The sequence below is a fragment of the Cutibacterium porci genome (assembly GCF_009696315.1).
GTDB classification, from domain to species: domain Bacteria; phylum Actinomycetota; class Actinomycetes; order Propionibacteriales; family Propionibacteriaceae; genus Cutibacterium; species Cutibacterium porci.
In genome coordinates this window covers 529,231-551,816 of the sequence record NZ_VUMG01000003.1, presented here as the reverse complement: position 1 = coordinate 551,816, position 22,586 = coordinate 529,231, and the positions used below count along the sequence as shown (strand labels likewise).

Sequence of the window (22,586 nt, the reverse complement as noted above, 5' to 3'; positions counted from 1 at the left end):
ATGCCTGATTCCCATGGTGACGACGTTTACGACCACCTTCGTCTTCCGGAGGCGGCTCCACCAATCGACGTCTACGACAGTCTCGACATTGACGCCGTCACTGTTGGCGCCAATGTTTCTCGCCGGGGTCTGACCAGGCCTGACTCTGACGAGGATCGCACCCGGATCATCCCCAGGATTGAGGTCACTTCGCCAGCGGTCTCGGCGGCTTCTGCGGCCACCGGAGAGGGGTCGCTGCGCCGCGCCAGCATCGTTATGGCCGCCGGCACGATGGTGTCGAGGATTCTGGGGTTCGTCCGTACCTACCTGCTTACCGTCATCGCGGCTGGCACGTCACTAGCCCTTGACGCTTTCCAAGCCGCTAACACTCTGCCGAATGTGGTGTTCATTCTGCTCAGTGCGGGGGTCCTCAACGCCATCCTCATTCCGCAAATAACTAAGGCCATGAAGCAGCCCGACGGTGGCCAAGAATTTGTGGATCGATTGCTTACGGCGTCGTTCGCGGCTGTGCTCATCGTCACCATCGTGGCGACAGTGGCCTCTCCATGGCTTTTAGACCTTTATTTCTCGTCGAGCGGGGCGACTCGTCACCTCACCGTCTTTTTCGGATTTATATGTATGCCGCAGATATTCTTCTACGGTCTCTACGCGATCCTCGGCCAGGTTCTCAACGCTCGAAATCAGTTTGCGTCCTTCATGTGGAGCCCCGTGCTGGCAAATATCATTCAGATTGCCGGTTTGGTGTGGTTCCTGGTGCAGTTTGGAGCCCACCCTGATCCTGCTACCTGGACCCCTGAAATGGTATGGGTATTGGCTGGGACGACGACCTTGGGCATCGTTATGCAGGGCTTGTTCCTCATTATTCCTCTGTATCGTGGCGGGTTCCGATGGCGTCCTCGCTGGGGGATCCGCGGCTATGGGTTAGGGGCAGCTGCTCGTATCACCGTGTGGACGTTTACCGCATTGGTAATTGCTCAGCTCGCCGGCATCATCATGAAGAAGATGCTGTCTCACGTGCGTCTGGTGCATCCGGAGGTCTCGTCGTCAATTAGTGCCTATGACAACGCATTCCTGATCTTCATGTTGCCGCAGAGCTTCATTACGACGTCGATTCTTACGGCTCTTTTCCCACGGATGAGCCGCGCTAATGCTGATGGCAATAACTCCGCCATGAAGAAGCTACTGCGGCAGGGGTTGGAAATGCCAGCCCTAGCAATCATTCCGTGTTCTTTGGCAATGGTTGTGCTAGCGCGCCCAGGTGTGCAGACGGTGTTCTCACTCGAACCCGGGCAGGTTGGGTCCCTGGCAGGAGCTGTGGCGATCATGGGTGTGGGTCTGTTGCCCTTCGGCATCACAACCTTGCAGCAGCGTTATTGCTTCGCTCGTGAGGATGGCAAGCTCAACCTCATCATGCAGACGGCTAGCACAGGCACCCAGCTCATCATCTTGGTGACGATGTTTGCCTTTCCACCTCAGTACGCACTTCTTGTTGTGGCGGCAGCCCAGACCCTCGCCAGTCTCGTTGGGGCGGCGGCCTGGCTCGCGGTGGCGTCCCGGCAGCTCGGTGGTATTGGCATGGCTGAGGTCAACCAGCTGTGGATGAAACTCGCTGCGGCTTCGATCGTCGCTGCGATTCCGACCTATGTCGTCGCCCACGGAATTGACGCTGCGGGACACGGGACGTGGGTTGGGCACGCCGGTGGAACCTGTGTCGGCGGGGTGCTGTTCATTGCGCTATTTCTCGCGATGGCGGCGGTGCTGCACATTGACGAGGTTATCGACCTACTGAGGCCCATACTGCGTAAGGTGGCGCGTCGTTAGGCGCGGGTCGTGCACGCGTGATGTCAGACAGTCATCTGTGCCGCGATCAGCTCTGGCAGCCGAAGCCACTCTGATTGACGGCAGTACCACGGCAGTAAGCCTTGCCGGCGTCCATGCCGCCAGTATTGACGGTCAGTTCGGAGACTGTGACAAGGACGATACCTTTGTGGCGGAGTGCCTCGATAATTCCGGTGGTTGCATCAGCGGTCGATGGATAGGTGTCGTGCAGCACGATGATCGGCTGGGTGTACGTGGTGGCGTACTCCGTCACGGCTTTGGTGGTCTTGCCAGCATCGCGACTTTGCCAGTCATTAGAATCGGCTGCCCAGTTGACCATCGCCAAGTTTTGTGTGGCCATCGCGGCATCGACCCGCTCGCTGTGCGCGCCATATGGCGGACGGAAGAGCATCGTCGGGCGTCCGGTGAGCTTGCTCAGGGCGTTGACGGCATCGTTGATTTCGGTTGTGCGGCCCTGGGGGCCGAGGCCCGTCAGGGTCTTGTTGGTGGCGGAGTGGCTGCCAACCTCAAAGCCAGAACCGGCCAACAGCTTGGTGGTGTCTGGGTGATTGTCGACGTTCGTGCCGAGCTGGAAAAAGGTTGCAGCCGCTTTCGCGTGAATGAAGCCATCAATAACCTTCGGCGTCGTATCAGCGGGGCCGTCGTCATAGGTCAGGGCGACACAACGTTGCACGATGCAATCGACGCCAATAGCCGTCGAGGGATGGGTCGGGTTACCGCTCGCCTTGGTGGCTGGCTCTCCCGGGAGGGGTTTGGCGTTCGGAGAGTCAGATGGCTTCGGGCTCGTCTTGAGCTTGGTAAACCATGTCTCATTCGCCGACGGGGTACCGGTGAAAGGCGTCGGGTGTAGTGAGGCCCCGAGCGCCTTTTGGCCAAGCCCGCTGAGCAGCGGAGAAGCGGTTTTAGAGTCGATAAGAATGGTGCGTTGGGCGCTATCAATGGCTCCAGCCGGGAACCTCACAAGAAGGTCTCCCTTGGAGTCAAACGATAGTGCGGGCCCGGTGCCATAGGGAGCCTGCGGCTGCTGAAGTGCCGCCTCGGCCTTTTTGCCGTCGAAGCCATCGCGAGTAGCGGCCTTAACAACCTGTTGGCTGAACGTCGGCCACCCAGGCCACGAGATGAGGGCACTTGCCGACAGAGTCTGCTTCATCGTGGCGTCGTACCACAGCGTCGTCGTCGACAAGGAGGGCCCCTCACCCTTCGTCACTTCTGTCTGCAACTCGACCCCAAGCAGGTCTGTGGTTGAGGAGGTGAAATGGCCAGTCATTGAGACCTTTGTCGCGGAATCCCATGCAGCGCCGCGCAACGTGCGTTCCCGGACGACCTCGATGGCTTGGCTGAGATTGCGGGCGGTGGTGATGGTCGGTACTTTGACCGAGATGTCTGACGGCTTCTGGAACGACGTCGACGTCATCGACGCCCCCGAGACGTTGGCGGCGGCCACCGACGTGGATTTTAGGGCCGAACGAATGTCTGAGGGCGACGTGTTAGGGTCCCCGCTGTCGTGAGAACAAGCTGCAAGTGGGAGCAGGGCAGCCAAAGCGATGGCCAGGGCTCGAATCGAGCGACGCGGGGAGGCACTCACGATTCATAGATTAAGGCCCTCTTCAAGCCAGGGAGAATCACAACGCCGGTTGCCAACGACATTCTGGGAGAGTTCTTCGGATTCTCAGATGACAAATGGCCCGAGCGCACATGATGCCAATGATGCATGGCGGCGGTGGTTATTAGTGCACCGATAACGGAAAGACGAGGACGCCCATAAGGAGTGCCGAGCTGACGCAGCAGCACGCTGCCAACGGGACGAATCGCGTCAACACCCCGCACCAAAGGCTCCGCTTTCCATGGCGATGAGTTTGACGTCGACGACCGGTCTCATCGTCAGGAAGGCGAGCTGGGCGGTAGGGGAAAAGCTCGTTAAGGCTTGCATTCAGGCAGCCGCGATGAAGACCTTGGCAAGCGGGATGAGCAATTCCACCACGACGGGGGCGAGGCCTTCCCCGGCCGTGCGCGCCCCCTCGGTTGGATTCTCATCCTTTGCAGTTGTAGCCGCTCTGTTCTTTGACCGTGCCGTTGCAGTAGGCATGGCCAGCCTGGTAGCCGCCGGTGTTGAGGGAGATCTCACTGACGCTGACGATCGTCTTGCCCTTGGCCTCCAGATCCCTGTAGATCCGCGGTGCGGCGTCAATTGATGCTTTTTGAATATCGTGCTCGAGGATGATGGGTGCGGTGTAGGGCAGAGCCGTCATGACATTCTTGTATGTCATGCCAGGGTTACGGTTCTTCCAGTCCTCGCTGTCGATCTGCCACTGCACGATCGCCATGCCGTTGTCCTTGGCGACCTCGTCAACGGTGTCGTTGTGCGCGCCGTAAGGCGGACGGAAGAGCAGTGGGGTGGCCCCCATGAACCCCTTGATGAGCTGGGAGTTGTGCTCCAACTCGCGACGAATACGGTCCGGGGTCTTCACCGGAAGGTTCGGGTGGGTCACTGTGTGGTTGCCGATCTCCATGCCAGCGGCGGCCACCTTCTGTGCAGTTTCCGGGAAGGCCTTGATGCTGTTGCCCATCTGGAAGAAGGTGATCGAGAGCTTGAACTTCTTGATGGTGTCGAGTAGCTCCGGGGTCATCGCGCTGGGACCGTCGTCGTAGGTGACGGCGACGCAGTGTAGCACCCGACAGTCCGGGCCGACGGCTGTCGAGGGGCGAGTCGAGATGTCGGTGGACTCGAGGGACTCGTCGACTGGTTGCGACGTCGTTCCAGTGAACTTGCCGGGATTCGTCGAGGCTTTCTGGGCCTGGGTGCCGAAGCTGCTGAGCATTCCTCTAGCCTTGCCAGACGGTACGACGAGGGTGGTGGGATTGTCGCTGAGGACGCCCGAAGCGAAGGTGGCCAGGAGGTCACCGTCGTGGTCGAAGCCGAGGGCGGGACCGTTGCCGTATGGGGCGGACTTGGCCTTGGCGGCTGCGGCGATCGTGCTGCCGTCGAGGGACTGGTCCTTGCCAGCGTCCTGTAGAGCCGTTGTCAGGTCGGCCCACTGGTCAGCCTTGACGAGTGCCGGGGAGGAGTACGACTGCTTGGCTCCAGCTGAGTACCAGACGCTCGCCGGGATTGTCTGCTTCTTTCCCCTGATGGTCGTTGTGTTGGTCACTAGAACACCCAAGACGGCGTCGCTGGAGGCGATGATCTGGGAGGTGACGTTGACGTCAGAGGCGTCCTGTTGCCAGGAATCACGCAGCATACGGCCCTTGATAACCTCGACCGCCATACTGAGGTTCCGTGCCTTCGTGAAGCGGGGGTAGGTGGCGCTGACCTTTTCCGGGGTGGCCTTGAAAGTGATGTCAGTTGCGCCGGCCTGAGTGGCTGGAATACTCGGCAAAACGGCCTTGGGGCTTGCTGCAATGGGGGATTTCTCAGACTTAAAGCTCTTCTGGTCGCCCGGGGAGGAGCACGCGGCCAGTACTAAACAGCTTGTGAGAGTGGCGACTGCAACCCTACAGGGAAGGTTAGGCTTTGGTAACATAGGGTAGACCGTACCCCGTATGTTCAACTCATCGAAAAATGGTGAGCGGATCGTCACATCGAAGTGGCGCGGCAATGATAGTAATTTGTCATGTATGCCGTGGCGGCAAAAGGGCAGCGGCTAGGCCTGATGGCAAATCCGCCCATAGAGTGCCCGACATAGAGACCCCTGATTCTCGTTGTGGGTGATCTGCACGAAGATGTGACCATGCGTGAGTAGGTAAATACCTCATGCGCAGATGTGCATGAGGTATGGGCGCGATATGAGACTGGGGGTTGCGGCCAAATTCCGCAACCCCCGTCTATACCGGAAAACATGATTCACATGGTTATCCGTAATGCTCAGCGAACCTGACCTGCGGGAACCCAAGCGGCACCCTGGAGCTCACCGAGGTGGCCAACGTGCTGGATCTTCGGGGGCTGGCCCGGTCGATTGATAACGAAGCAGGCCTTGGCGGCTTTAAGGTTGTTGATGATATCTTGTGCAAGCGGCTTGAGATCACCAAGGGCGGATGTGTCGCCGAAAGCTTCACGGACGTTGTCGGTGATGATCTTGATGATCTTGGTGATGAGGGCGTTGGGGTGGACTAGCAGGGACGGGTCTTTAAGAACGGCGTCAACGATGTCCTTGGCGGACTTCACGGCGACAGTCTTGGCCTTGACGGCACCTTCCTTGAGCAGGATCTTCGCGATCTTGGCCTCAATCTGATGACGCTCTTGAGCATTGCGCTTGAGGCAGTCAAAATCGATCTGGATGGGGAGCTTCGACTTGTCTACGTTCGGCTTAGCGGGGGAAATAGGGGCAGGTATAGGGGAAATAGGGGCAGGTGCCGCAGCGTGGGCCGGGGCGGCCATGAGGGCGGTGCCAGTTGCGAGTGCGACCGCTGCTCCAGCGGCGACGAGGCGGTTCTTGGTCATGGGGGGTGTCCTCCTTATGTTCGTCAGCACCTGGTGGGGTGCGTGTGCCGGCTGAGTCCGGCTGACACCAAAAAGGTAAGAAGTCCCGTCTCAGCCGGTCCATCTCGCGGTGGAGTTATTGCACTTTTGTCTGATGAGGAGAAACGAATGGTCACCGACATGGGTGGATACCTGGACAAGTGGCCGTTGGGAAGAGGGTCTCCGACCCCGAAACGAGAGCCGTAAGGTGTGCCTAGCCGATGGGATCGTTGGCCAGGGCGGTGCGACAGCCCAGCGGGTGGCCTTCGCGGTTGCGTCCATGAGGAGAAGAATGTGGCCGGTGGGCAGTTGGAATCAACGCCAACGCTCAACGACATGCGGAGGGCCGTCATACGTGCATGGCAGAGCCAGCACCAGTCAGGCAGCAACGACACTCGACCACCGAACAGTCGCGCCTCATGAAAGGCTGATAGATAGCGTCGTCATCGTGATCCGACGATGCAGACCAATGTACGAAGGATGGTGCCTGAGTGATGACCGCCACCCTGCTCCTCAACACCTCGCACGACTTGGACTCTGAGTCCTGGTGGTCTACGTCGGCGTTTAGCGCCTGAGCTTCAATCGTCGGAAGGTCCAAGGCTAAAGCGCCTGACTGGTGGCGTCGCGGTCTCAGATGATCGCCTCTTCCGGGGTGTGGACGTTGGCGTCGCTCGGGCGCGTACTGACCGATCGTGTCCGAATGGACACTACTTCTTGTGTATTGGTGCAACTGATGGCTTCGCAGGCGAGGGAAGACCCCACTGGATGGGAGCCTCACGTTCGAGTAAATTCTTTGGAGGAATTTTGGTGACGCACTTTGTTTTCTTTATCCTGGGAAGCTCCGATCGGCATCGGCGATGGTTGCATACTCGGTTTTGAAGATTTCTGACCTTGGAAGCCACAACTCTCTCAAGCTGTGTGGCTGTGCCGTCGGCTGCGTGCAAAGAACCACTCAAGAATGTCGGTGGATCATCTGATCTCGCGACATCGGTTGAATGTGATGCCGCCACCGGGCGAGTTCGTCTGGTTTTGTCGGGTGACTCTAACCACGTGTCCTCGCTGCAGGAACATCTATGTGCGCTCGCGGATAGAGATCAATATCATATAGCCGGGGTGACAACTATCTGCTCGTCTCGCTCGTCCCAAGTGGCAATGGCGGAAAGATGGATTCTTCCGATATCCCGCATCTATCGAAAACCTATAGAGACAGGAGATCATGAAACTGAAATAATGTGTCCTGGCCGTATGCCGGGATGTACTTTGTCGTGCTCAGTAGTGGCTAATCCTACTCTGCTTTGTACTTTTGGGCGCATATAGTTGTACTTTCGGATGTATATCAAGATCTCCCACTCCTCGTGGTGAGAGCGTTCTATATAATGCTGGCTAATGGTGAAGGCTCTTCTTGTTAACGGGATTCCATAGGAGAAGAGAATTATGAAGGTTAATAAGACTAACCTTCATAAGGTCGTCATTATAGCTTTGGGGCTGGCCGCTGCAGCTCCGGTGGGTTTAGCCACTAGCGCCCACGCCGGCAGTAATCTGTGCCCGTCTGCGGAGGTATGCCTTTACCGTGACAACGACTTCCTCGGGTTGATGGGTTACCGTCGTGCAGGGCTGGGAATCATGAACATCAGTCCCGGAAACAATGACGCGATGTCGTCGTACGAGAACAAGTCGGGTACCAACGCGCGTTGGTATCACGACGCCAACGGTCGTGGAAGGTGTGTCAACATGCTGGCGCACCGTTCGGACAATGACATCAACACCTGGGATGACGACGAGCTGTCGTCGTGGGCCACGAACGGTTCCTGCTGAACAGGTTTCGAAGGGACGAGAATGATCGCTGCGGTTGGAGTATCCAAATCCTTCGGTGTTGGTGCGGGTCGGGTTGAAGCGCTTCGAAATGTAGATATTGAGTTTTCGTCGTCGGGTCTACACGCCCTCATGGGGGAGAGCGGGTCGGGGAAGAGTACGCTAATCAATCTGCTCGCCGGTCTGGATGTCCCCGATGCCGGGGAAATTGAGGTGAACGGTACATGTGTCTCCGAATTTGATGAGGCGGCACGGGCTCGGCATCGGCTTGAACACGTGTCGGTTATTTTCCAAGACAACAATCTCATCGCGGAGATGACAAACATCGAAAATGTGGCCCTACCACTGTGGGCGCGTGGCCAAGGCCGTGCCCAAGGTCGCAGGGCTGCTGCGGACGCTTTGGCTCGCCTCGGAATTGATCAACTGGGTGATCGTCGGCCGTCAGAGGTGTCGGGGGGTCAGCGTCAACGCGTGGGTGTCGCCCGTGCGTTGGCTGGCGGGCAACGAGTTCTGTTGGCCGACGAACCAACCGGGGCGCTGGACTCAGCCAACTCGGAGGAGCTTTTCAAGGTCTTCACCGCTCTGGCGCACGAACAGTAAATGAGTGTGGTGGTTGCCACCCATGACCCGATCGTGAGCCGGTTCTGCGACTCAATGACAGTGCTGCGCGATGGGCAGGTCGTCACGTGAGTCACAGTCTGAACATCGCACTGTTGAGGATTTGGAGTCGCAACCGCAGCCGCTTCACCGCGGCCGTACCGTTGCTGGCTGTGGTGGCAGCGTTCGTGGCGTTGTACGTCGCTGTGTCGTCTTTCGCGCTCAGTGGTGCTCAGGTGGCGGATCGCGAGCTTGGTCCAAGTGGCGCCTCCGTGGTCGTCCATCAACCACAGGCCACCCGCTACCCGGATCGCGCCGTCCTGAAGGCGATGGCGGCAGCCGGTGCCAAGAATGTGCGCGTTGGCGTATACGGATCAGATCTCCAGATCGACGGCTTTCGCTCCACGGGTCTGTCCACCGGTCCGCAGGATCGTCTCGAATACATGGAGTGGCAGCAGGGGAGCAAGCCCTCCCGCTACGCGCTTGCGGCGGGACGGTGGCCCAGTCGATCCGGTGAAGTCATGATGTCGGAGACGCTCTTGGTGCGTCTTGGTAATCCCTCCACCATCAGAGCATTCAGCAACTCCACTCGTCTCGCCGTGGTCGGAACCTTTCGGGACGTCTATGCCACCAAGGGGCTGGAGGTTGTGGGCGCACCTGGGACTTGGCAGCAGATGTCGGCCGCCGCGTCAACCGGGTACCCCGACCTCACCTCTACGACCCAGTACCTGTGGGACGGGGTTGAGCTGGACGCCATGATTCCTGTGATCGCAAAAGCATCTGGTACGCCAGTCGATCACCTGCACGCGGGAGCTTTGGATCGTGCGTTCCTGCAGGGCCGCGCCCAGCGGTCCCTGTTCGCGCATAGTTCATACCTGATCATGATCCCCTGTCTTCTCCTGTGTGGTGCCGTTCAGCTGACCACGACCACTCGACTGTCGAGATCCCTCCAGATAGAACGCGCCGCAATGCTTCGCATGGGTATCCCCATGTCGGTGACCCCGATCCCCACTCTCGGTGTCGTTCTACTTGTCTGTCTCGGAGCATGCTTAGCTGGCGTCGGAATCGGCTGGCTCGCCGGGCAAGTGATACGGCTTGCAGTTTTGCCGCACTTTATGACTCAGCCACTCAGCCCCGCAGCCCCGGTGCTTCTTCTGGGATTGTCACTCTTGGGGCTCACCGTCGTTCTTTCACTGCTGAGTATCGCCATCTTCCAGAACGTATCGTGGCGTCCGGGGCAGGGATCCGCTCGATTTGCCTCCCTGTTGAGTTGGAGCCGACGAATCGGCGCGGTGGGGCTGCTAATGACTGCCTTGATCACTGTCTATGGTGCACGTCAGCTCGATGGTGCTGTCAAAAGCGTTGTTCTCAGTGCCCTGGGTCTGGCTCTGGTCGTGCCCGACATCCTCACAGGACTCATCGCCGTGCTACATCTGCCATCCTTGCCCGGGTGGCTGGCGCTGACCAATGTGCGCGCCGACCGGCGCAGGGTCCGGGCCTTGGGATCAGCTCTGTGCATGTGCCTTGCGATCCCAGCGAGTGTCACTGTGATCATGGCGTCCTACTTGAGTTCCAGCGCCGCGATCAGCATGGCGATCCCTGGACAGTTGGTTGTTCAGTCTCCCAATGGCCAACCGTTGCCAAAAAATCTGCCGCAGCGGATACAAGCCGGTGCGGGGCTTCCTGCGCCGCTGGCGGTCCACATCCTAAACGGCCAGATTTCCTCCACGGGAACTCCGGGGGCACAGGGAGTCATGGTAGTTGCCCAGCCATCAGAAGCTGAGCGTGTTCTTGGCGTCACGCTGGACCAAGGGCAACGCACCGCATTGCAGGACGGTGCGATGTTGGGCTTTGACGAATTCCCCGGCACCGTGGAGCTTTCCTTGGACAACGGGCGGCGCGTTGGCGTGTCGTCTCGGCACGTGGCTGTCCCCCCGACGTGGAGTTTCATATATGGCGGAGTTTTGCTGGAGGGTTCTGTCACAGCGCTGCATGCGGCATCCATGCCCGACCGGTGGGTCTATGTCGGAGTTGACGAGGCCCAGATCGCGAAAGCAATCGAGTTCGTCCACACTCAGAAGTTGGACCCGCGCGTTCTGACGTACTACAAAGCCCCGCCGAAGCCGGAACTCCCCCCCCAGTTTGTGGGCGGTGTGCTTGGCGCTGCTTGTCATCGGAGTCATCATCACTATGAGCGTGTGTTCTTCCTTTGGCGAGACCGCACGGGGCCAGAGTCGACAGCTCCTGGCCATCGGCTTGCCATCACAGTTCTGCCGTAAAGTTCCCATTATCCAGAGCCTGCTACTGGTGGCGACCTGCGGACTTCTTGCGAGCCTCGTCGCTGTAGGCCCCGTGGTCCTCGCGCACGGAATGTCCCACTCGCTTCACTTGTCGGTCCCACATGACTGGATCCTGGGCTGGGTGGCAGTCCTCGGCCTGCTGGCATTGATTGGTCCGTTGATGGGGTTGCGGGGTATCCGCGCCAAAGATCGCCTCGCCGATGACTTGGCGTGATGTGCGTGCGCAAGGGTCGGTCCCGTTGGTCGGCAGCGACCTCCCCACGTGAGCGTGCGCCCCAGGCCAATGGTGTATTCAGTGAACAGAAAATCCATGTAGAACGCGAAAACTCCCGGCCAGATGACCTCCGACCGGCAGTTGCGTAAAGCAATCGGACTCACTTACGTGAAATGCCCGTTGTGCGCGAGAGAGGAGTTGAACCTCCACGTCCCAAGGGACACTGGCACCTGAAGCCAGCGCGTCTGCCATTCCGCCACTCGCGCATCAGGATCGTCCGACAGTAAGACCATCTGACAAACCCAACTCGGAGACGGTAGCACGGAGATCACACGGAAGTGAAATCGACGGCGATACCTGCACAAACTTCTGTCACTCTGGCTCCGTCCGGTGGGCGGCGGTGTACCGAATCTGCGGTGTGACTACCGAGTAGCCTTTCCTCGTGCTGTCTTTTCTCGCTGCGGCCTTCGCGCTCGGTATCGCCGGCTTTGATCCGTTGGGATCCTTTGTATTGTTGGCAGCACTTGGACTCGGGGTGAGGCGGCGCGGCGTCGTCACTCTCCTCGCCACGTCAGTAGGGACGTCCGCTATCTTCGGGATTGCCGGGGTGCTTGGCTTGGGGGCGCTGCTTACCCGGTTGGGCATCCGCGAGCTCCACGTCCCCCATCTGGTCTGGGTGTGGCTGGTGGCCATCCTTGGCCTAGCTTTTATCGCCTGGGCAGCGTGGCGGTTGCGCCCGGGGGCTGCGACGCAGACCTTCGATGGCGATACCTCCGCAGCGCCACGCTCGACGGCACCTAGAGCACTGGCCGTTAGCGGACTCCTGGTAGGACTGTCGTCTCTCATCGACCCAGCATTCTGGGCAATGCTTGTGCACGCAGCACATCTTCCGCATCGCAGCTGGGCCGTCGTCGAATCGCTCATCTGGGTTGCCTGTAGCCACAGCCTGCTCATCGTTTTAGTGATCGCGTATCTCGTAGGAGGGCCAGACCGCGTCGCTAGCGTCGTGACGGGTATTCGAGAAGATCACGCGGTAGCGGTTCACCGTGGTATTTCAGCTCTGCTGGCTGCTTTTGGTGCCGTTCTGCTGGCAGACGTTATTGGCGTCATGGCCACCGGGCAGTGGTTCTTTGAGATCTAACCCGCTCAGCGCACATGGCGGCGACGGTGACGGCGTCGGCTGGTGCGTCCCAAGAGCCACCCCGCCCCTATTCCAACCACACTGGCGCCAATGGCCACCCCAATCTGGAGCGGTCCCCAGTCGCGAGTGGTCAGTGTCATCGTCGATCCGTGAGGCAGTGGTGTCCCCTTCGCCTCGGCGGCGCTGATGGCGTTAATTCGCTGAGCGACGCGGTCCAACGACTCTTCCATGACGGTGCGGGTGTAGCTCATGTGGATCGGACGACCTTGATTGAGTTCGTCCTGCCATGTCGACTGCAAGGTGAGGATGCGTGTGAGAGCCGGTGCGGTATCGCAGACCGGATCGCCTTTCATGCACACCGAATATGTTTCTGGATATGCCTCTGCGGGAATTGCGGCTCCCGCCCTTGCCATATCGGCATCGAGGGCGCTCTGATTGATGGAGTTTTGGCTCAGGCCAAGTGTCGCTTCGATGATGGCTCGCATCTGGGTGTCGCGGTTGGCGCTAGGGGTGGTGTTCGCACGCTCGCGCAGGTAATAGAGGATGGCGGCCATACCAATTGCTGTCCGATCTGCGTCACCGCTGACCTCCTGGACATTCTGACCGGGGTAGTGGTCAGGGTTCCCGGCTAGAATGGCGCCTGCTAAACGCTGAGGAGTATCGGTCTGGGCGAGGGCCTGCGTGATGGCTTGCGACCCTTGGGAAAACCCGGCGAGAACCACCCACTCGTCGGGGCACTGCTCCTTCTCGGCGTTGAGCAAGGCTATGAGTTTTTTCGCTCCTAGGGCGGCTGAGTCGAAGTACTCGGTGGGCGGCATGCGTGGGTCAAAAAGTAGGCCACTCAGGGATGCTTCTTGCAGGGTGTGGGGGTCTGCTGCTGGATAATCCAGGTACACCTGACGAACACTTCCCTTGCCGCGCCATTTTTGAGCTAGGGCATCACGGACTGACGTAATCGTGTCGCCATAAGGCGGGTTCTCTCCTGAACCTCGCACGCCTACGAACATGACAGACGCGCATCCCATGGTGGAGGCCCTATCGGAGGATACCGGGGTAGAGCTCCAACCCACTCCCGCGTCGGTCGACGAGTTGGGAGGCTCACGCGCGTCCCTGGTGGTGGGGCTTGCTGGTGTGGCGTTGGCAGGCGCCGAAAACACACCCAACGGAACGAAACTACAGGTCACCAAGGCTACGAGGATGACGAGGATGGGAGGTGTCTGCCGAGGCTTCACAACGTCAGTTAAGCAGGTGCCGCGGACAGCCGCGTCGATGGCTCACGACTGCTGGAACGTTCCGGTGATTGATGCGGAATCCAGTTCGGTGGTGTGGATAGCGAAGCGCACCTGGACGTTTGCGGCATCGTCGGGGATGTCGAGATGTTCGCTCGGTATGGCATGGACAGTGTGAATATAGCGGTGGGCGGGCCCAGGCGGGGGGCAAGCTCCGGAATAGCCGTCTTCCTGATAGTCGTTGGTCCATTCGCGTACTCCGGCAGGTAGCGGGCCTCCTTCATCAAGTGAGGTGATGTCTGCCGGGATATCGGCGAGGATCCAGTGCCAGAAGCCTGATCCGGTCGGGGCGTCAGGGTCGTAGATGGTGATTGCGTACGACTTCGTGCCCGCTGGGCCAGGTGTCCAGCTGAGCTGGGGGCTGACGTTATCGCCGCCCGCATCGGCGTGGGCATAGGCCAGCTTGATTGGCTGACCGTCGGCGATGGATGTGCTGGTGATCTCCATGGGTCGTGTCCTTTCCCTGAGCGTGTGTCCATCATGCCAGCCTCCACAACAAGGATGACCAACCGGAGGAGGCGGGTGTGTGGTGGGGATGACCACTGGCGGTGTATATACTTCATCTTGTGCTGGTTCCTATCGCCAGAACCACATGTAGGGGCAACTCGTCGTGTGGCGGTGATGGGACGTAAGAGGGAATCCGGTGTGAGACCGGAACTGCCCCGCAGCGGTAACAGGGAACGACGGCGACATCACGCACTGGCCCTTCGGCTGGGAAGCGTCGCTCGGTAGGAACACGTCCGATGACGGAAAGCCCTGGAGTCCGAATACCTGCCGGTACCCGGGTTGTAGGCCCGGTACGACAACGGGCGCGCGGGACGACCCGGAGCGATCCCTGCTCCACTCGTGCGCTGCTTCGAGGAGTGAGCATGTCGACGATGCCCGACGGCCAAGTCGCTATTGAGCACAGCGCAATCCACCATCATGGGGTACCGACGTCTATTCGCAAACGTGACGGCAGGGTGATCCGCTTCGACTCAACGAGGATCATCGAAGCCGTCCGTAAAGCATTTGCGGCGTGCGGAGATGACGCCGCTGAGCTGCGGGCATCTGAGGTCGCCCTCGAGGTGATGTCTCGGCTGAGGGAGGTTGGCGACGAAACCCCCGACGTTGAGGCTATTCAGGACCTCGTCGAGAAGGCGTTGATGAACCAAGGGCACGATGACGTTGCCAAGGCCTACATTTTGTACCGGCAGCGTCGTACCGTCGCCCGCGACCAGCAATCGGCTTTGATGCGTACCCTGCGCGAGATCACCTTCGCGTCTGCAGAGGAAGCCGACGCCAAGCGGGAGAACGCCAACGTTGACGGCAACTCCGCCATGGGGTCAATGCTGCGATATGGCACCGAGTCGGCAAAGCAATTCAACCTGCTCGAGGTACTGGATCCCGCCCACGCCGCAGCGCACCGTGACGGGGATATTCACATTCATGACCTTGACTTCCTCACTCTGACGACTACCTGCTGCCAGATCAACCTCACCGATCTTTTTGAACACGGCTTTTCCACCGGTCACGGCGTACTGCGCGCTCCGCAATCCATTGGGTCGTACGCAGCCCTGGCATGCATCGCGATTCAGTCCAACCAGAACGATCAGCACGGCGGTCAAGCGGTGCCGAACTTTGATCGAGACATGGCCCCGGGCGTCGCCAAGACCTTCAGGCGTGCTGCTCAGACTGGTTTGACGAGAATTTTTGAGGCTCTTGGAGGCAACGAGGACAAGGCCGATGAGGTGCGAGAAGCAGCGTCTTCATGGACGTTGGAACCCGATGACGGTGGCCTAGCTGGCGAACGAGAGCAGGTCCGGCGGCTGTTCGCTGAGCTCGTCGACGACACCGATCGCCTCGCCGAACGGATTCGGCGTCAGGCTGTTGAGGAGACCCGACGCCAGACATATCAGGCAATGGAGGCCCTGATCGCCAATCTCAATACCATGAATTCGCGGGCCGGAGCGCAGACACCATTTTCGTCAATTAACTACGGCACTGACACCAGCCCGGAGGCACGCATGGCGGTGCGGTGTCTTTTGGAAGCGACCGAGGCCGGGCTGGGTGGCGGGGAGACGGCAATTTTTCCCATCCAGATTTTCCGGGTCCAGAAAGGGGTTAACCTCGACCCCGGCGATCCCAACTACGACCTGTTTCGGCTCGCATGCCGGGTGAGCGCCAAGCGGCTCTTCCCGAACTTTTCATTTCAGGACGCCCCGTTTAATGCCGAGTACTACCGGCCCGGCCACCCCGAGACCGAGATCGCGTACATGGGCTGCCGCACCAGAGTGATGTCGAACGTTCACGACCCGGCGCGAGCTCAGACCTGGGGACGCGGGAATCTGTCATTTACCTCCATCAACTTGCCGAGGCTGGCAATCGAGGCCCACCACGACGTCGACGCCTTTTTTGGTGCCTTCGACCGGATGATCGACCTGGTTATCGACCAACTGCTCGATCGTCTCAAGATCCAGTCCCACAAACTGGTGCGAAATTTCCCCTTTCTCATGGGGCAGGGGGTCTGGATTGACTCCGAGGGGCTGTCAGCTGACGATTCTGTCGCCGAGGTGCTCAAACATGGAACGCTGTCGGTAGGGTTCATCGGACTAGCTGAGACGCTGACAGCGTTAATCGGTGCCCACCACGGTGAATCGCGGGATGCCCAACAGCTCGGTTTACGGATCGTTGGGCATTTGCGTGACCGCATGGATGAGGCCGCCGCGCGCACCGGTTTGAACTTTTCAGCGTTGGCTACCCCAGCCGAGGGGCTATCGGGCAGGTTCGTCCGGATGGATCGACGCCGCTACGGATCAATCCCAGGCGTTACAGACCGGGAGTACTACACGAATAGCTTCCACGTGCCGGTCTGGTATCACATCGGCGCGGCAGACAAAATTGCCATCGAGGCTCCCTACCACGTCTTGACGAATGGAGGTCACATCTCCTACGTCGAGCTGTCAGGCGACCCCGCTCGCAATGTCGACGCTTTCGTGGCGATCGTGCAACATATGGCCGCCAGCGGCATCGGATACGGATCCATCAACCATCCTGTCGACCGGGATCCACAATGTGGGTTTACGGGGATTATTGACGACGAGTGCCCACGGTGCGGCAGGACCGAAGCGTCCGGTCCCTTTGACCGCATTCGCCGTATTACCGGATATCTGGTGGGCACCTTGGATCGGTTCAATGATGCGAAGCGCGCCGAAGTGCGAGATCGCGTCAAGCACGGATGAGAATCGCTGGGATTGAGCCGGAGTCAATTGTTGATGGTCCCGGCATCCGATTCACGGTCTTTACGCAAGGGTGCCCGCTGCAGTGCCCTGGGTGTCACAATCCGGCCACCTGGGACCCTGACGGCGGTCAGGAGGTTGGCGTCGGCCAGATCATCGAGGCTATGGCGTCGGCGGTGCTGGCTCGTGGGCTGACCCTGTCTGGGGGTGAGGCCAGCCGCCAGCCCGGTGACTGCGCACAGCTGGCCCGCGCCGCTCACGAGATGGGGTGGGACGTGTGGGCATGGTCCGGCTACACCGTCGAGGCGTTGATGAATCAGGCGCGCCGCAATGGTGACCTAGCCGACATGTTGGGGCAGATCGACGTCGTGGTGGACGGCCCTTTTCAGCTCGCTCGACGCACCCTCGCCCTGAACTGGCGGGGCAGTAGTAACCAGCGAGTGATCGACGTGCCCGCCACCTTGCGGGTTGGCCGGGCGGTGGAATGGGCGGGCAGCCCGCGGTGAGCTGGCAAGGGGCGTCAGTCCAGCCGCGTGAATACTCTGGTCCGCAACACTAGATCGTCGGCCTCGTCACATTCGTCGAGGTCGACAGTCGCGGTGATTGACCAGTCATGGTTGCCGGCAGGGTCGTCGATGATCTGACGAACGAGCCACACCCGACTATTGCGACGTCCTGATTCGTTTTCGATCATGAACAAACCGGGGGCACGGGCATCAGGGCCGTCGTTGATCTCGTCGTGTTCGTCCCAGTAGTCGCCGAGGGCGTCCTCCCATGCGTTGGCCGTCATAGCCGACCCATCGGGTTCGAGGGATCCTAAGGCTTCGAAATCGTCGTCGGCAGCCAGGATAACCTTGCGGAACATCGCATTGCGCACCATCACTGTGAATGCCCGCTGGTTGGAGGTGAATGTTCGCACTGGCCGGACCTCTTCGGGCTCGGCGTCGACGGGATGGGTGAGCTCCTCCCACTCGTCGATGAGGGAAGAGTCGGTGGAGCGAATGACGTCACCGAGCCATGCGATGAGGTCGCCGAGTTCGTCGGTGCGTTCGGATTCGGGCACCGTCTGGCGTAACGCCCGGTAGGCGTCAGTCAGATAGCGCAACACGAGTCCCTCACTGCGTTGCACTTTGTAGTAGGCGCAGAATTCACCGAAGGTCATGGCGCGCTCGTACATATCGCGCACAATCGACTTGGGTTGCAGGGCGTCGGCGGGGATCCACGGGTGGCTCGGGGCGAAGATGTCGAAAAGTGCATTCAGGGTGTCTTCGAGGGGGCGGGGCCACTCGATCTGTTCGACAGCGGCCATGCGGTCCTCGTAGTCGTAACCGTCCTCCTTCATCCGCGCGATGGCCTCGCCACGAGCAGCGTGCTGTTGGGCGATAAGGACAGTCATGGGGTTGTCAAGGGTGGCTTCGATGACACTGACGACGTCGAGGGCATGCGTGGGGGACTCTGGGTCGAGGGTAGCGACTGCTTCGCTGGCAAATGCCGACAGCGGCTGATTGAGGGCAAAGTCATCCTGCAAAGCCTCGTTCATGGCAAATCGGCGACCCCCGGGTGTGGGCGCATCGAGACGATGGACGACCTCAGAACGCAGCAGCGACAGTCCAATCTGGACGGCTCGGCGGTAGAGACGGCGCCGTTCAGTGACAATCGGGGTGGCAGCCTCGACGAGATGCTGGACAGCACGAGCGGTGTCCTCGTCGCGCTGCAACAGGTTGAGCAGCATCGCCTCAGTGATCTTCATGCGAGCATGGAGGGTCTCGGGGGCGGATTCAATGAGCTTGGTGAACGTTTCTTCGGAGTAGTTGACGAACCCCTCCGGCGGCTTGTGACGCTGCACCTTGCGACGCTTCTTCGGGTCGTCTCCGGCCTTGGCAAGGGCTTTCTGGTTGGCGATGACATGTTCAGGCGCTTGCGCGACGACGTAGCCAACCGTGTCGAATCCAGCCCGTCCGGCTCGCCCGGCTATCTGGTGGAACTCGCGGGACTTGAGGACACGGGTGCGTCGACCGTCAAACTTTGTCAGGGACGTGAACATGACGGTGCGGATTGGCACATTGATTCCGACGCCGAGGGTGTCAGTGCCGCAAATAACCTTGAGTTTGCCTTGCTGGGCCAGAGTTTCGATAAGACGGCGGTATTTTGGCAGCATTCCGGCATGGTGAACGCCGATTCCGGCTGTGATGAACTTGCGCACAGTCGACCCAAACCCTTTCGCGAAGCGAAAATCGGCGATTTCGGCGGCGATGGCGTGGCGCTCTTCGGTGCTCACCAATTTCATCGACGTCATGGATTGGGCACGTTCTAACGCTTGTTTCTGGGAAGGGTGGACGATGTAAACCGGAGCTTTCTGATCGGCCACGAGCTCTTCGATGGCCTCGTGGTCGGGCTTCATAGACCACGAATATTCCAGCGGGACGGGTCGGACGACCCCAGTGATGACACTCGTGGGGCGACCGGTGGCAGTTGTTAGGCCAGCCGAGAGGTCGGAGACGTCACCGAGGGTGGCGCTCATAATGATCTGTTGGGCCTGCGGAAGCTCGGACAGTGGCACTTGCCAGGCCCAGCCGCGATCGGGGTCGCCGATGAAGTGGAACTCATCCATGACGATCTGGTCGACGTCGGCGTGACGGCCCTCGCGTAGAGCGACGTTCGCGAGGATCTCGGCGGTGCAGCAGATGATGGGGGCGTCGGCGTTGACCGAAGCGTCGCCGGTGACCATGCCGACGTTGGCGGCACCAAAAATGTCGCACAGACTGAAGAATTTTTCGCTGACGAGCGCTTTTATGGGGGCGGTGTAATAGGAGCGCCCACCGGCTGCTACGCATGCGAAATGGGCGGCAGCGGCGATGAGAGATTTCCCGGATCCTGTCGGAGTCGTGACGATAACGTGATTGCCCGACAGTATTTCCAGTATTGCCTCTTCTTGGTGCTCGTACATTGAGATGCCGTCGGCGGCGACAGCTCGTTCGATGTGGTCCAAGGCCATGTCGGCGTCGAGGGGACGCGCCCCAGGGGAGTCCCAGCCCGGTTGGCGTTCCCCACGGTCGGTAGTGACGGGAGCATGACCGTCGACCATGTCGTCAAGGGCTTCGGCTAGTCGCACGGTGTCTCCTTGGGGTCGGACGATTTAGAGGGGGCTGTGGCCAATGTAGTCGGCTTGGCACATATACGCGCTGCGGGCCCCAAGACGGCCTTGGGACCCGCAGCGACGTGAACGATGGACTGTGTCGGAACCGGTGAGTCAGCGAGCAGCGGGGGTGCGAGTTTCAGCGCTGATGAACCATGCCTGCTGTTCAAGCTGCTGAATGAATCCGTGCAGAATATCGGCAGAGGTGGGATCCTCCTCGTCAATCTGATCGTGGACCTCACGCATTGTTCCGGTGACAGCTTCGATTGACGCGGTGATGACCTTGATGGCGTCGTGGGTTAGGACCTCACCCTGCGGGGATTCCGGCAGAGTGTTGTTGGCAGCGACGACCGCAGGACGACCGTCTGGTGCGGCATGAAGGGCGCGCATCCGCTCGGCGACTTCGTCAGCTCCCTCACGGGCAATCCCGACGACCTCGTCAAGGTTGAGGTGAAGATCACGGAAATTGGGGCCGACGATATTCCAATGGGCATGTTTGCCAGCCAATTCTAGGGCGATGAAGTCGACGAGAACTTTTTGAAGGTTCGCGGCAAGGGTTTCAGAAGCCTTGAAACCAGACTCAGCATTTTCCAGCTTGGTGGTGGTCTGTCCGGCGGGATTTGGAACATTCACGGTGTTAGCCATGCGACATCTCCTTCGTTCGTGGTGGCAAAGCGCCGACTGTCGGCGTACATATATGACAACAGAGTTCTAGTCTGTTGTATTCCAGTGTATTCCGGTGAAAGTACGAAAACGGGACGGTCGAGCATCCCGATGACATCAGGGAGGTGTCGCCATGGGGCATGATGTGACCCATGAGCGCACAGGTTGATGATTCGGGTCGTACTGACGGTCGACTGGCTTTTCCTGACGAGGTGGTGGCGGGGAAGATCATCGCGGTGCTCCCCGACGTCCCGGCAGCCGACCTTATGGCCCCTGTTGAGGCGATGATCCAGGAAAAGGTGCGTGCCTTCACCCTTCCCGTTGCTGATGCTGAGCGTCGTCGCGCCGTCCTCGCGATTTACCGCCGTCGCGCCGTCATTGGTGTCCACGGGGTGATGACTGTCGACGACGTCCCCCGACTTGTCGACGACAAGGTCGCCTTCGCGCTCCCGGTAGCCGCAAGCGGTGAGGTCCTCGACGCGCTGCGCCAGGCCGGCATTCCTGCGGCCCCCGACGCTTTGACGCCTACCGAGGTGCGGGCTACTTGGGGCCGTGGTGCTGACGCCGTTCAGGTTGCCCCTGCTGACATGGGGTCGGCTAGCTACGGTGACATTCTCACCCGGATGGCTCCCGACGCTGCCCTCATACCGCGTGGTGGCGTCGGGTCTTATGCGTTGCGACGTTGGCTGGCTGCAGGTGCCCTTGCCGTCTGTCTTGATGACGTCCTCGTCGGGGATGTTTGCGAAGACGGTATTGTCTCGGCGCTGCGTGAGCGTTGCCGTTCCGTCTTGCAGGTGGTTGCAGACGCTAACGCCTGAGGTGGTGAGCCATCGGTCGGTACGTTTAGCGCTGGCTCGGTCCATCCCAGTCGTCAAAGAGGGAGTTGCCGTCCCCCTCGCTGCTTCCCTTGTCACCGCGGTGACGGGTGAATGACCCTAGCAGGACTCCGAGCAGCAGAACACCGATGACGATGGCGAGTATTAGGAGTGGCTTGCGCCCGCCGAAGGAGTCCAGGACGCTGCGATGCGCTACCGGGATGGGGCTGGACGAGGCCATGGGGATCCGACCATCTTCGCTAGTAGTCGGCGTCGGAGAGCTAGGCGTCGGGGTGCTGGGGGTGGGCCGAAGCGATGGCGTCGGTGTGGGGCTTGGGCTGGCTGATGCTACCTGTACCGTGATGGTCTGTTGTGAGGCTCCATAGCGGGAGTCCACCAGCTTGACCGTTACATTGAAAGGTCCGTGAGGGGCATCCAGTGGTATCGGGACGACGGCTTGGTAGTTTCCCTGCGGGTCGGTAGGGGTTGTTAAAGCTGCTTGGCCGTCATCGCCGAGCACTATCGCCACGTGGCTGTCGGCGACGGGACGGTGATCGAAGAGGGCGGCTTTGCCGGTGACGTTCAGTAACGCCCCGGGGGCGGCGGTCATTGGCTTGGCAGCGGCGGTGAGGAGTGTGGGCTGCGGGGGCATCGAGAAAGTGCCGCTTACTGAGGCCGCTCCGACGCCGGTGGCACCGTCGAAGGTAGCCAACAGCTCATGGGGGCCATTTTGCATAGGCGATGGCAACCGCAAGCTGGCAGACCATGATCCGTCATCGCGCGTCATGCCAGCAGTGAAGAGCTTTCCGTCTACCGCAAGGTTAATGAGGGCTTGTGAAACCGGTTGTCCGGTTTGGGTTCGCAACGTTCCCTTGGCTTCGAGTGTGCCCGACTGGTCGAGGGATGCACTCATCGACAGATTTCCAGGGGGTGTTGCCCCTGGAGGTGCAGCATGAGCTATTGAAGCCAGTAAAGGTGTTGGCACAGCAAACGGGGTTGGCGCTAGGGCGACGAGAATCGACGCTAGGGCAACAGCTCGACGATATTTCGCGCCCACGTGTCCTCCTTTAGTCGATCGCGAACATGATAAGCGAGGTGAGACGATG

General features: G+C 60.0%; 17 protein-coding genes, 1 tRNA gene, 2 pseudogenes and 1 riboswitch. Of the genes and pseudogenes, 10 read left to right on the top strand and 10 right to left on the bottom strand.

Features of this window, described 5'->3' with window-relative positions:
• Positions 1-1,821, top strand: a complete 1,821-nt coding sequence (gene murJ, locus FYJ43_RS09950) for a murein biosynthesis integral membrane protein MurJ (RefSeq protein ID WP_154564306.1) — start codon at positions 1-3, stop codon at positions 1,819-1,821.
• A gap of 46 nt (positions 1,822-1,867) precedes the next feature.
• Here murJ and FYJ43_RS09945 read toward each other — a convergent pair whose 3' ends face one another.
• The gene (locus FYJ43_RS09945; protein WP_326833538.1) at positions 1,868-3,253 is read right to left on the bottom strand and encodes a polysaccharide deacetylase family protein; all 1,386 of its coding nucleotides are present in this window, start codon (positions 3,251-3,253) and stop codon (positions 1,868-1,870) included.
• Between FYJ43_RS09945 and FYJ43_RS09940 the strand changes: the two genes are divergently transcribed.
• A complete protein-coding gene (locus tag FYJ43_RS09940; protein ID WP_154564539.1) occupies positions 3,168-3,347 on the top strand; it encodes a hypothetical protein in 180 nt (59 codons plus the stop codon). The genes FYJ43_RS09945 and FYJ43_RS09940 overlap by 86 nt on opposite strands.
• 219 nt (positions 3,348-3,566) lie before the next feature.
• Here FYJ43_RS09940 and FYJ43_RS09935 read toward each other — a convergent pair.
• The 3 genes and pseudogenes from FYJ43_RS09935 to FYJ43_RS09925 all read right to left on the bottom strand — a co-directional run.
• Positions 3,567-3,763: pseudogene (locus FYJ43_RS09935) on the bottom strand (permease); the annotation flags it as partial.
• Positions 3,764-3,869: 106 nt separating this feature from the next.
• Positions 3,870-5,360: a polysaccharide deacetylase family protein gene (locus FYJ43_RS09930; protein WP_154564302.1), complete on the bottom strand. Its 1,491-nt coding sequence runs from the start codon at positions 5,358-5,360 to the stop codon at positions 3,870-3,872.
• 341 nt (positions 5,361-5,701) lie between these two features.
• Positions 5,702-6,277: a hypothetical protein gene (locus FYJ43_RS09925; RefSeq protein ID WP_154564300.1), complete on the bottom strand. Its 576-nt coding sequence runs from the start codon at positions 6,275-6,277 to the stop codon at positions 5,702-5,704.
• A 1,452-nt stretch (positions 6,278-7,729) separates the two neighbouring features.
• Here FYJ43_RS09925 and FYJ43_RS09920 point away from each other — a divergent pair.
• From FYJ43_RS09920 to FYJ43_RS09905, 4 genes and pseudogenes are all read left to right on the top strand, one after another.
• Entirely contained in the window at positions 7,730-8,110 is a 381-nt protein-coding gene (locus FYJ43_RS09920) for a peptidase inhibitor family I36 protein (RefSeq protein WP_154564298.1), read from the top strand.
• A gap of 129 nt (positions 8,111-8,239) precedes the next feature.
• Positions 8,240-8,797 (top strand): annotated as a pseudogene (locus FYJ43_RS09915) (ABC transporter ATP-binding protein).
• Positions 8,794-10,983, top strand: coding sequence for an ABC transporter permease family protein (locus FYJ43_RS09910; RefSeq protein ID WP_154564296.1), 2,190 nt, complete (start codon positions 8,794-8,796; stop codon positions 10,981-10,983). The pseudogene FYJ43_RS09915 and the gene FYJ43_RS09910 overlap by 4 nt, the downstream one beginning before the upstream one ends.
• Before the next feature lie 28 nt (positions 10,984-11,011).
• Entirely contained in the window at positions 11,012-11,218 is a 207-nt protein-coding gene (locus FYJ43_RS09905; RefSeq protein ID WP_154564294.1) for a hypothetical protein, read from the top strand.
• 183 nt (positions 11,219-11,401) lie between these two features.
• Here FYJ43_RS09905 and FYJ43_RS09900 read toward each other — a convergent pair.
• Positions 11,402-11,484, bottom strand: a tRNA-Leu gene (locus FYJ43_RS09900).
• 176 nt (positions 11,485-11,660) lie between these two features.
• On the opposite strand from FYJ43_RS09900, the gene FYJ43_RS09895 reads away from it, so the two are divergent.
• Entirely contained in the window at positions 11,661-12,359 is a 699-nt protein-coding gene (locus FYJ43_RS09895) for a hypothetical protein (RefSeq protein ID WP_326833537.1), read from the top strand.
• Positions 12,360-12,364: 5 nt separating this feature from the next.
• Here the strand turns inward: FYJ43_RS09895 and FYJ43_RS09890 are convergent, their stop codons facing one another.
• On the bottom strand, positions 12,365-13,429 hold the full coding sequence (locus tag FYJ43_RS09890; protein WP_326833559.1) for a cutinase family protein: 1,065 nt from the start codon (positions 13,427-13,429) through the stop codon (positions 12,365-12,367).
• A gap of 204 nt (positions 13,430-13,633) precedes the next feature.
• On the bottom strand, positions 13,634-14,095 hold the full coding sequence (locus FYJ43_RS09885; protein ID WP_154564292.1) for a YbhB/YbcL family Raf kinase inhibitor-like protein: 462 nt from the start codon (positions 14,093-14,095) through the stop codon (positions 13,634-13,636).
• Between the two features lie 106 nt (positions 14,096-14,201).
• A riboswitch (cobalamin riboswitch) is annotated at positions 14,202-14,441 on the top strand.
• A 76-nt stretch (positions 14,442-14,517) separates the two neighbouring features.
• Between FYJ43_RS09885 and FYJ43_RS09880 the strand changes: the two genes are divergently transcribed.
• Both FYJ43_RS09880 and nrdG read left to right on the top strand, forming a co-directional pair.
• Positions 14,518-16,869 (top strand): anaerobic ribonucleoside triphosphate reductase, encoded by a 2,352-nt coding sequence (locus FYJ43_RS09880; protein ID WP_407643734.1) that lies wholly within the window; start codon positions 14,518-14,520, stop codon positions 16,867-16,869.
• Positions 16,866-17,372 (top strand): anaerobic ribonucleoside-triphosphate reductase activating protein, encoded by a 507-nt coding sequence (nrdG, locus tag FYJ43_RS09875; protein ID WP_154564290.1) that lies wholly within the window; start codon positions 16,866-16,868, stop codon positions 17,370-17,372. The genes FYJ43_RS09880 and nrdG overlap by 4 nt, the downstream gene beginning before the upstream one ends.
• A 14-nt stretch (positions 17,373-17,386) precedes the next feature.
• Here the strand turns inward: nrdG and FYJ43_RS09870 are convergent, their stop codons facing one another.
• Both FYJ43_RS09870 and FYJ43_RS09865 read right to left on the bottom strand, forming a co-directional pair.
• Positions 17,387-19,978: a DEAD/DEAH box helicase gene (locus tag FYJ43_RS09870; RefSeq protein ID WP_326833536.1), complete on the bottom strand. Its 2,592-nt coding sequence runs from the start codon at positions 19,976-19,978 to the stop codon at positions 17,387-17,389.
• Between the two features lie 138 nt (positions 19,979-20,116).
• Positions 20,117-20,647 (bottom strand): Dps family protein, encoded by a 531-nt coding sequence (locus FYJ43_RS09865; RefSeq protein ID WP_154564288.1) that lies wholly within the window; start codon positions 20,645-20,647, stop codon positions 20,117-20,119.
• Positions 20,648-20,817: 170 nt separating this feature from the next.
• Between FYJ43_RS09865 and FYJ43_RS09860 the strand changes: the two genes are divergently transcribed.
• Entirely contained in the window at positions 20,818-21,483 is a 666-nt protein-coding gene (locus tag FYJ43_RS09860) for a bifunctional 4-hydroxy-2-oxoglutarate aldolase/2-dehydro-3-deoxy-phosphogluconate aldolase (RefSeq protein WP_154564286.1), read from the top strand.
• 25 nt (positions 21,484-21,508) lie between these two features.
• Here the strand turns inward: FYJ43_RS09860 and FYJ43_RS09855 are convergent, their stop codons facing one another.
• Complete coding sequence (locus FYJ43_RS09855) at positions 21,509-22,393, bottom strand: hypothetical protein (protein ID WP_154564529.1); 885 nt, start codon at positions 22,391-22,393, stop codon at positions 21,509-21,511.
• Positions 22,394-22,586: the final 193 nt, after the last annotated feature.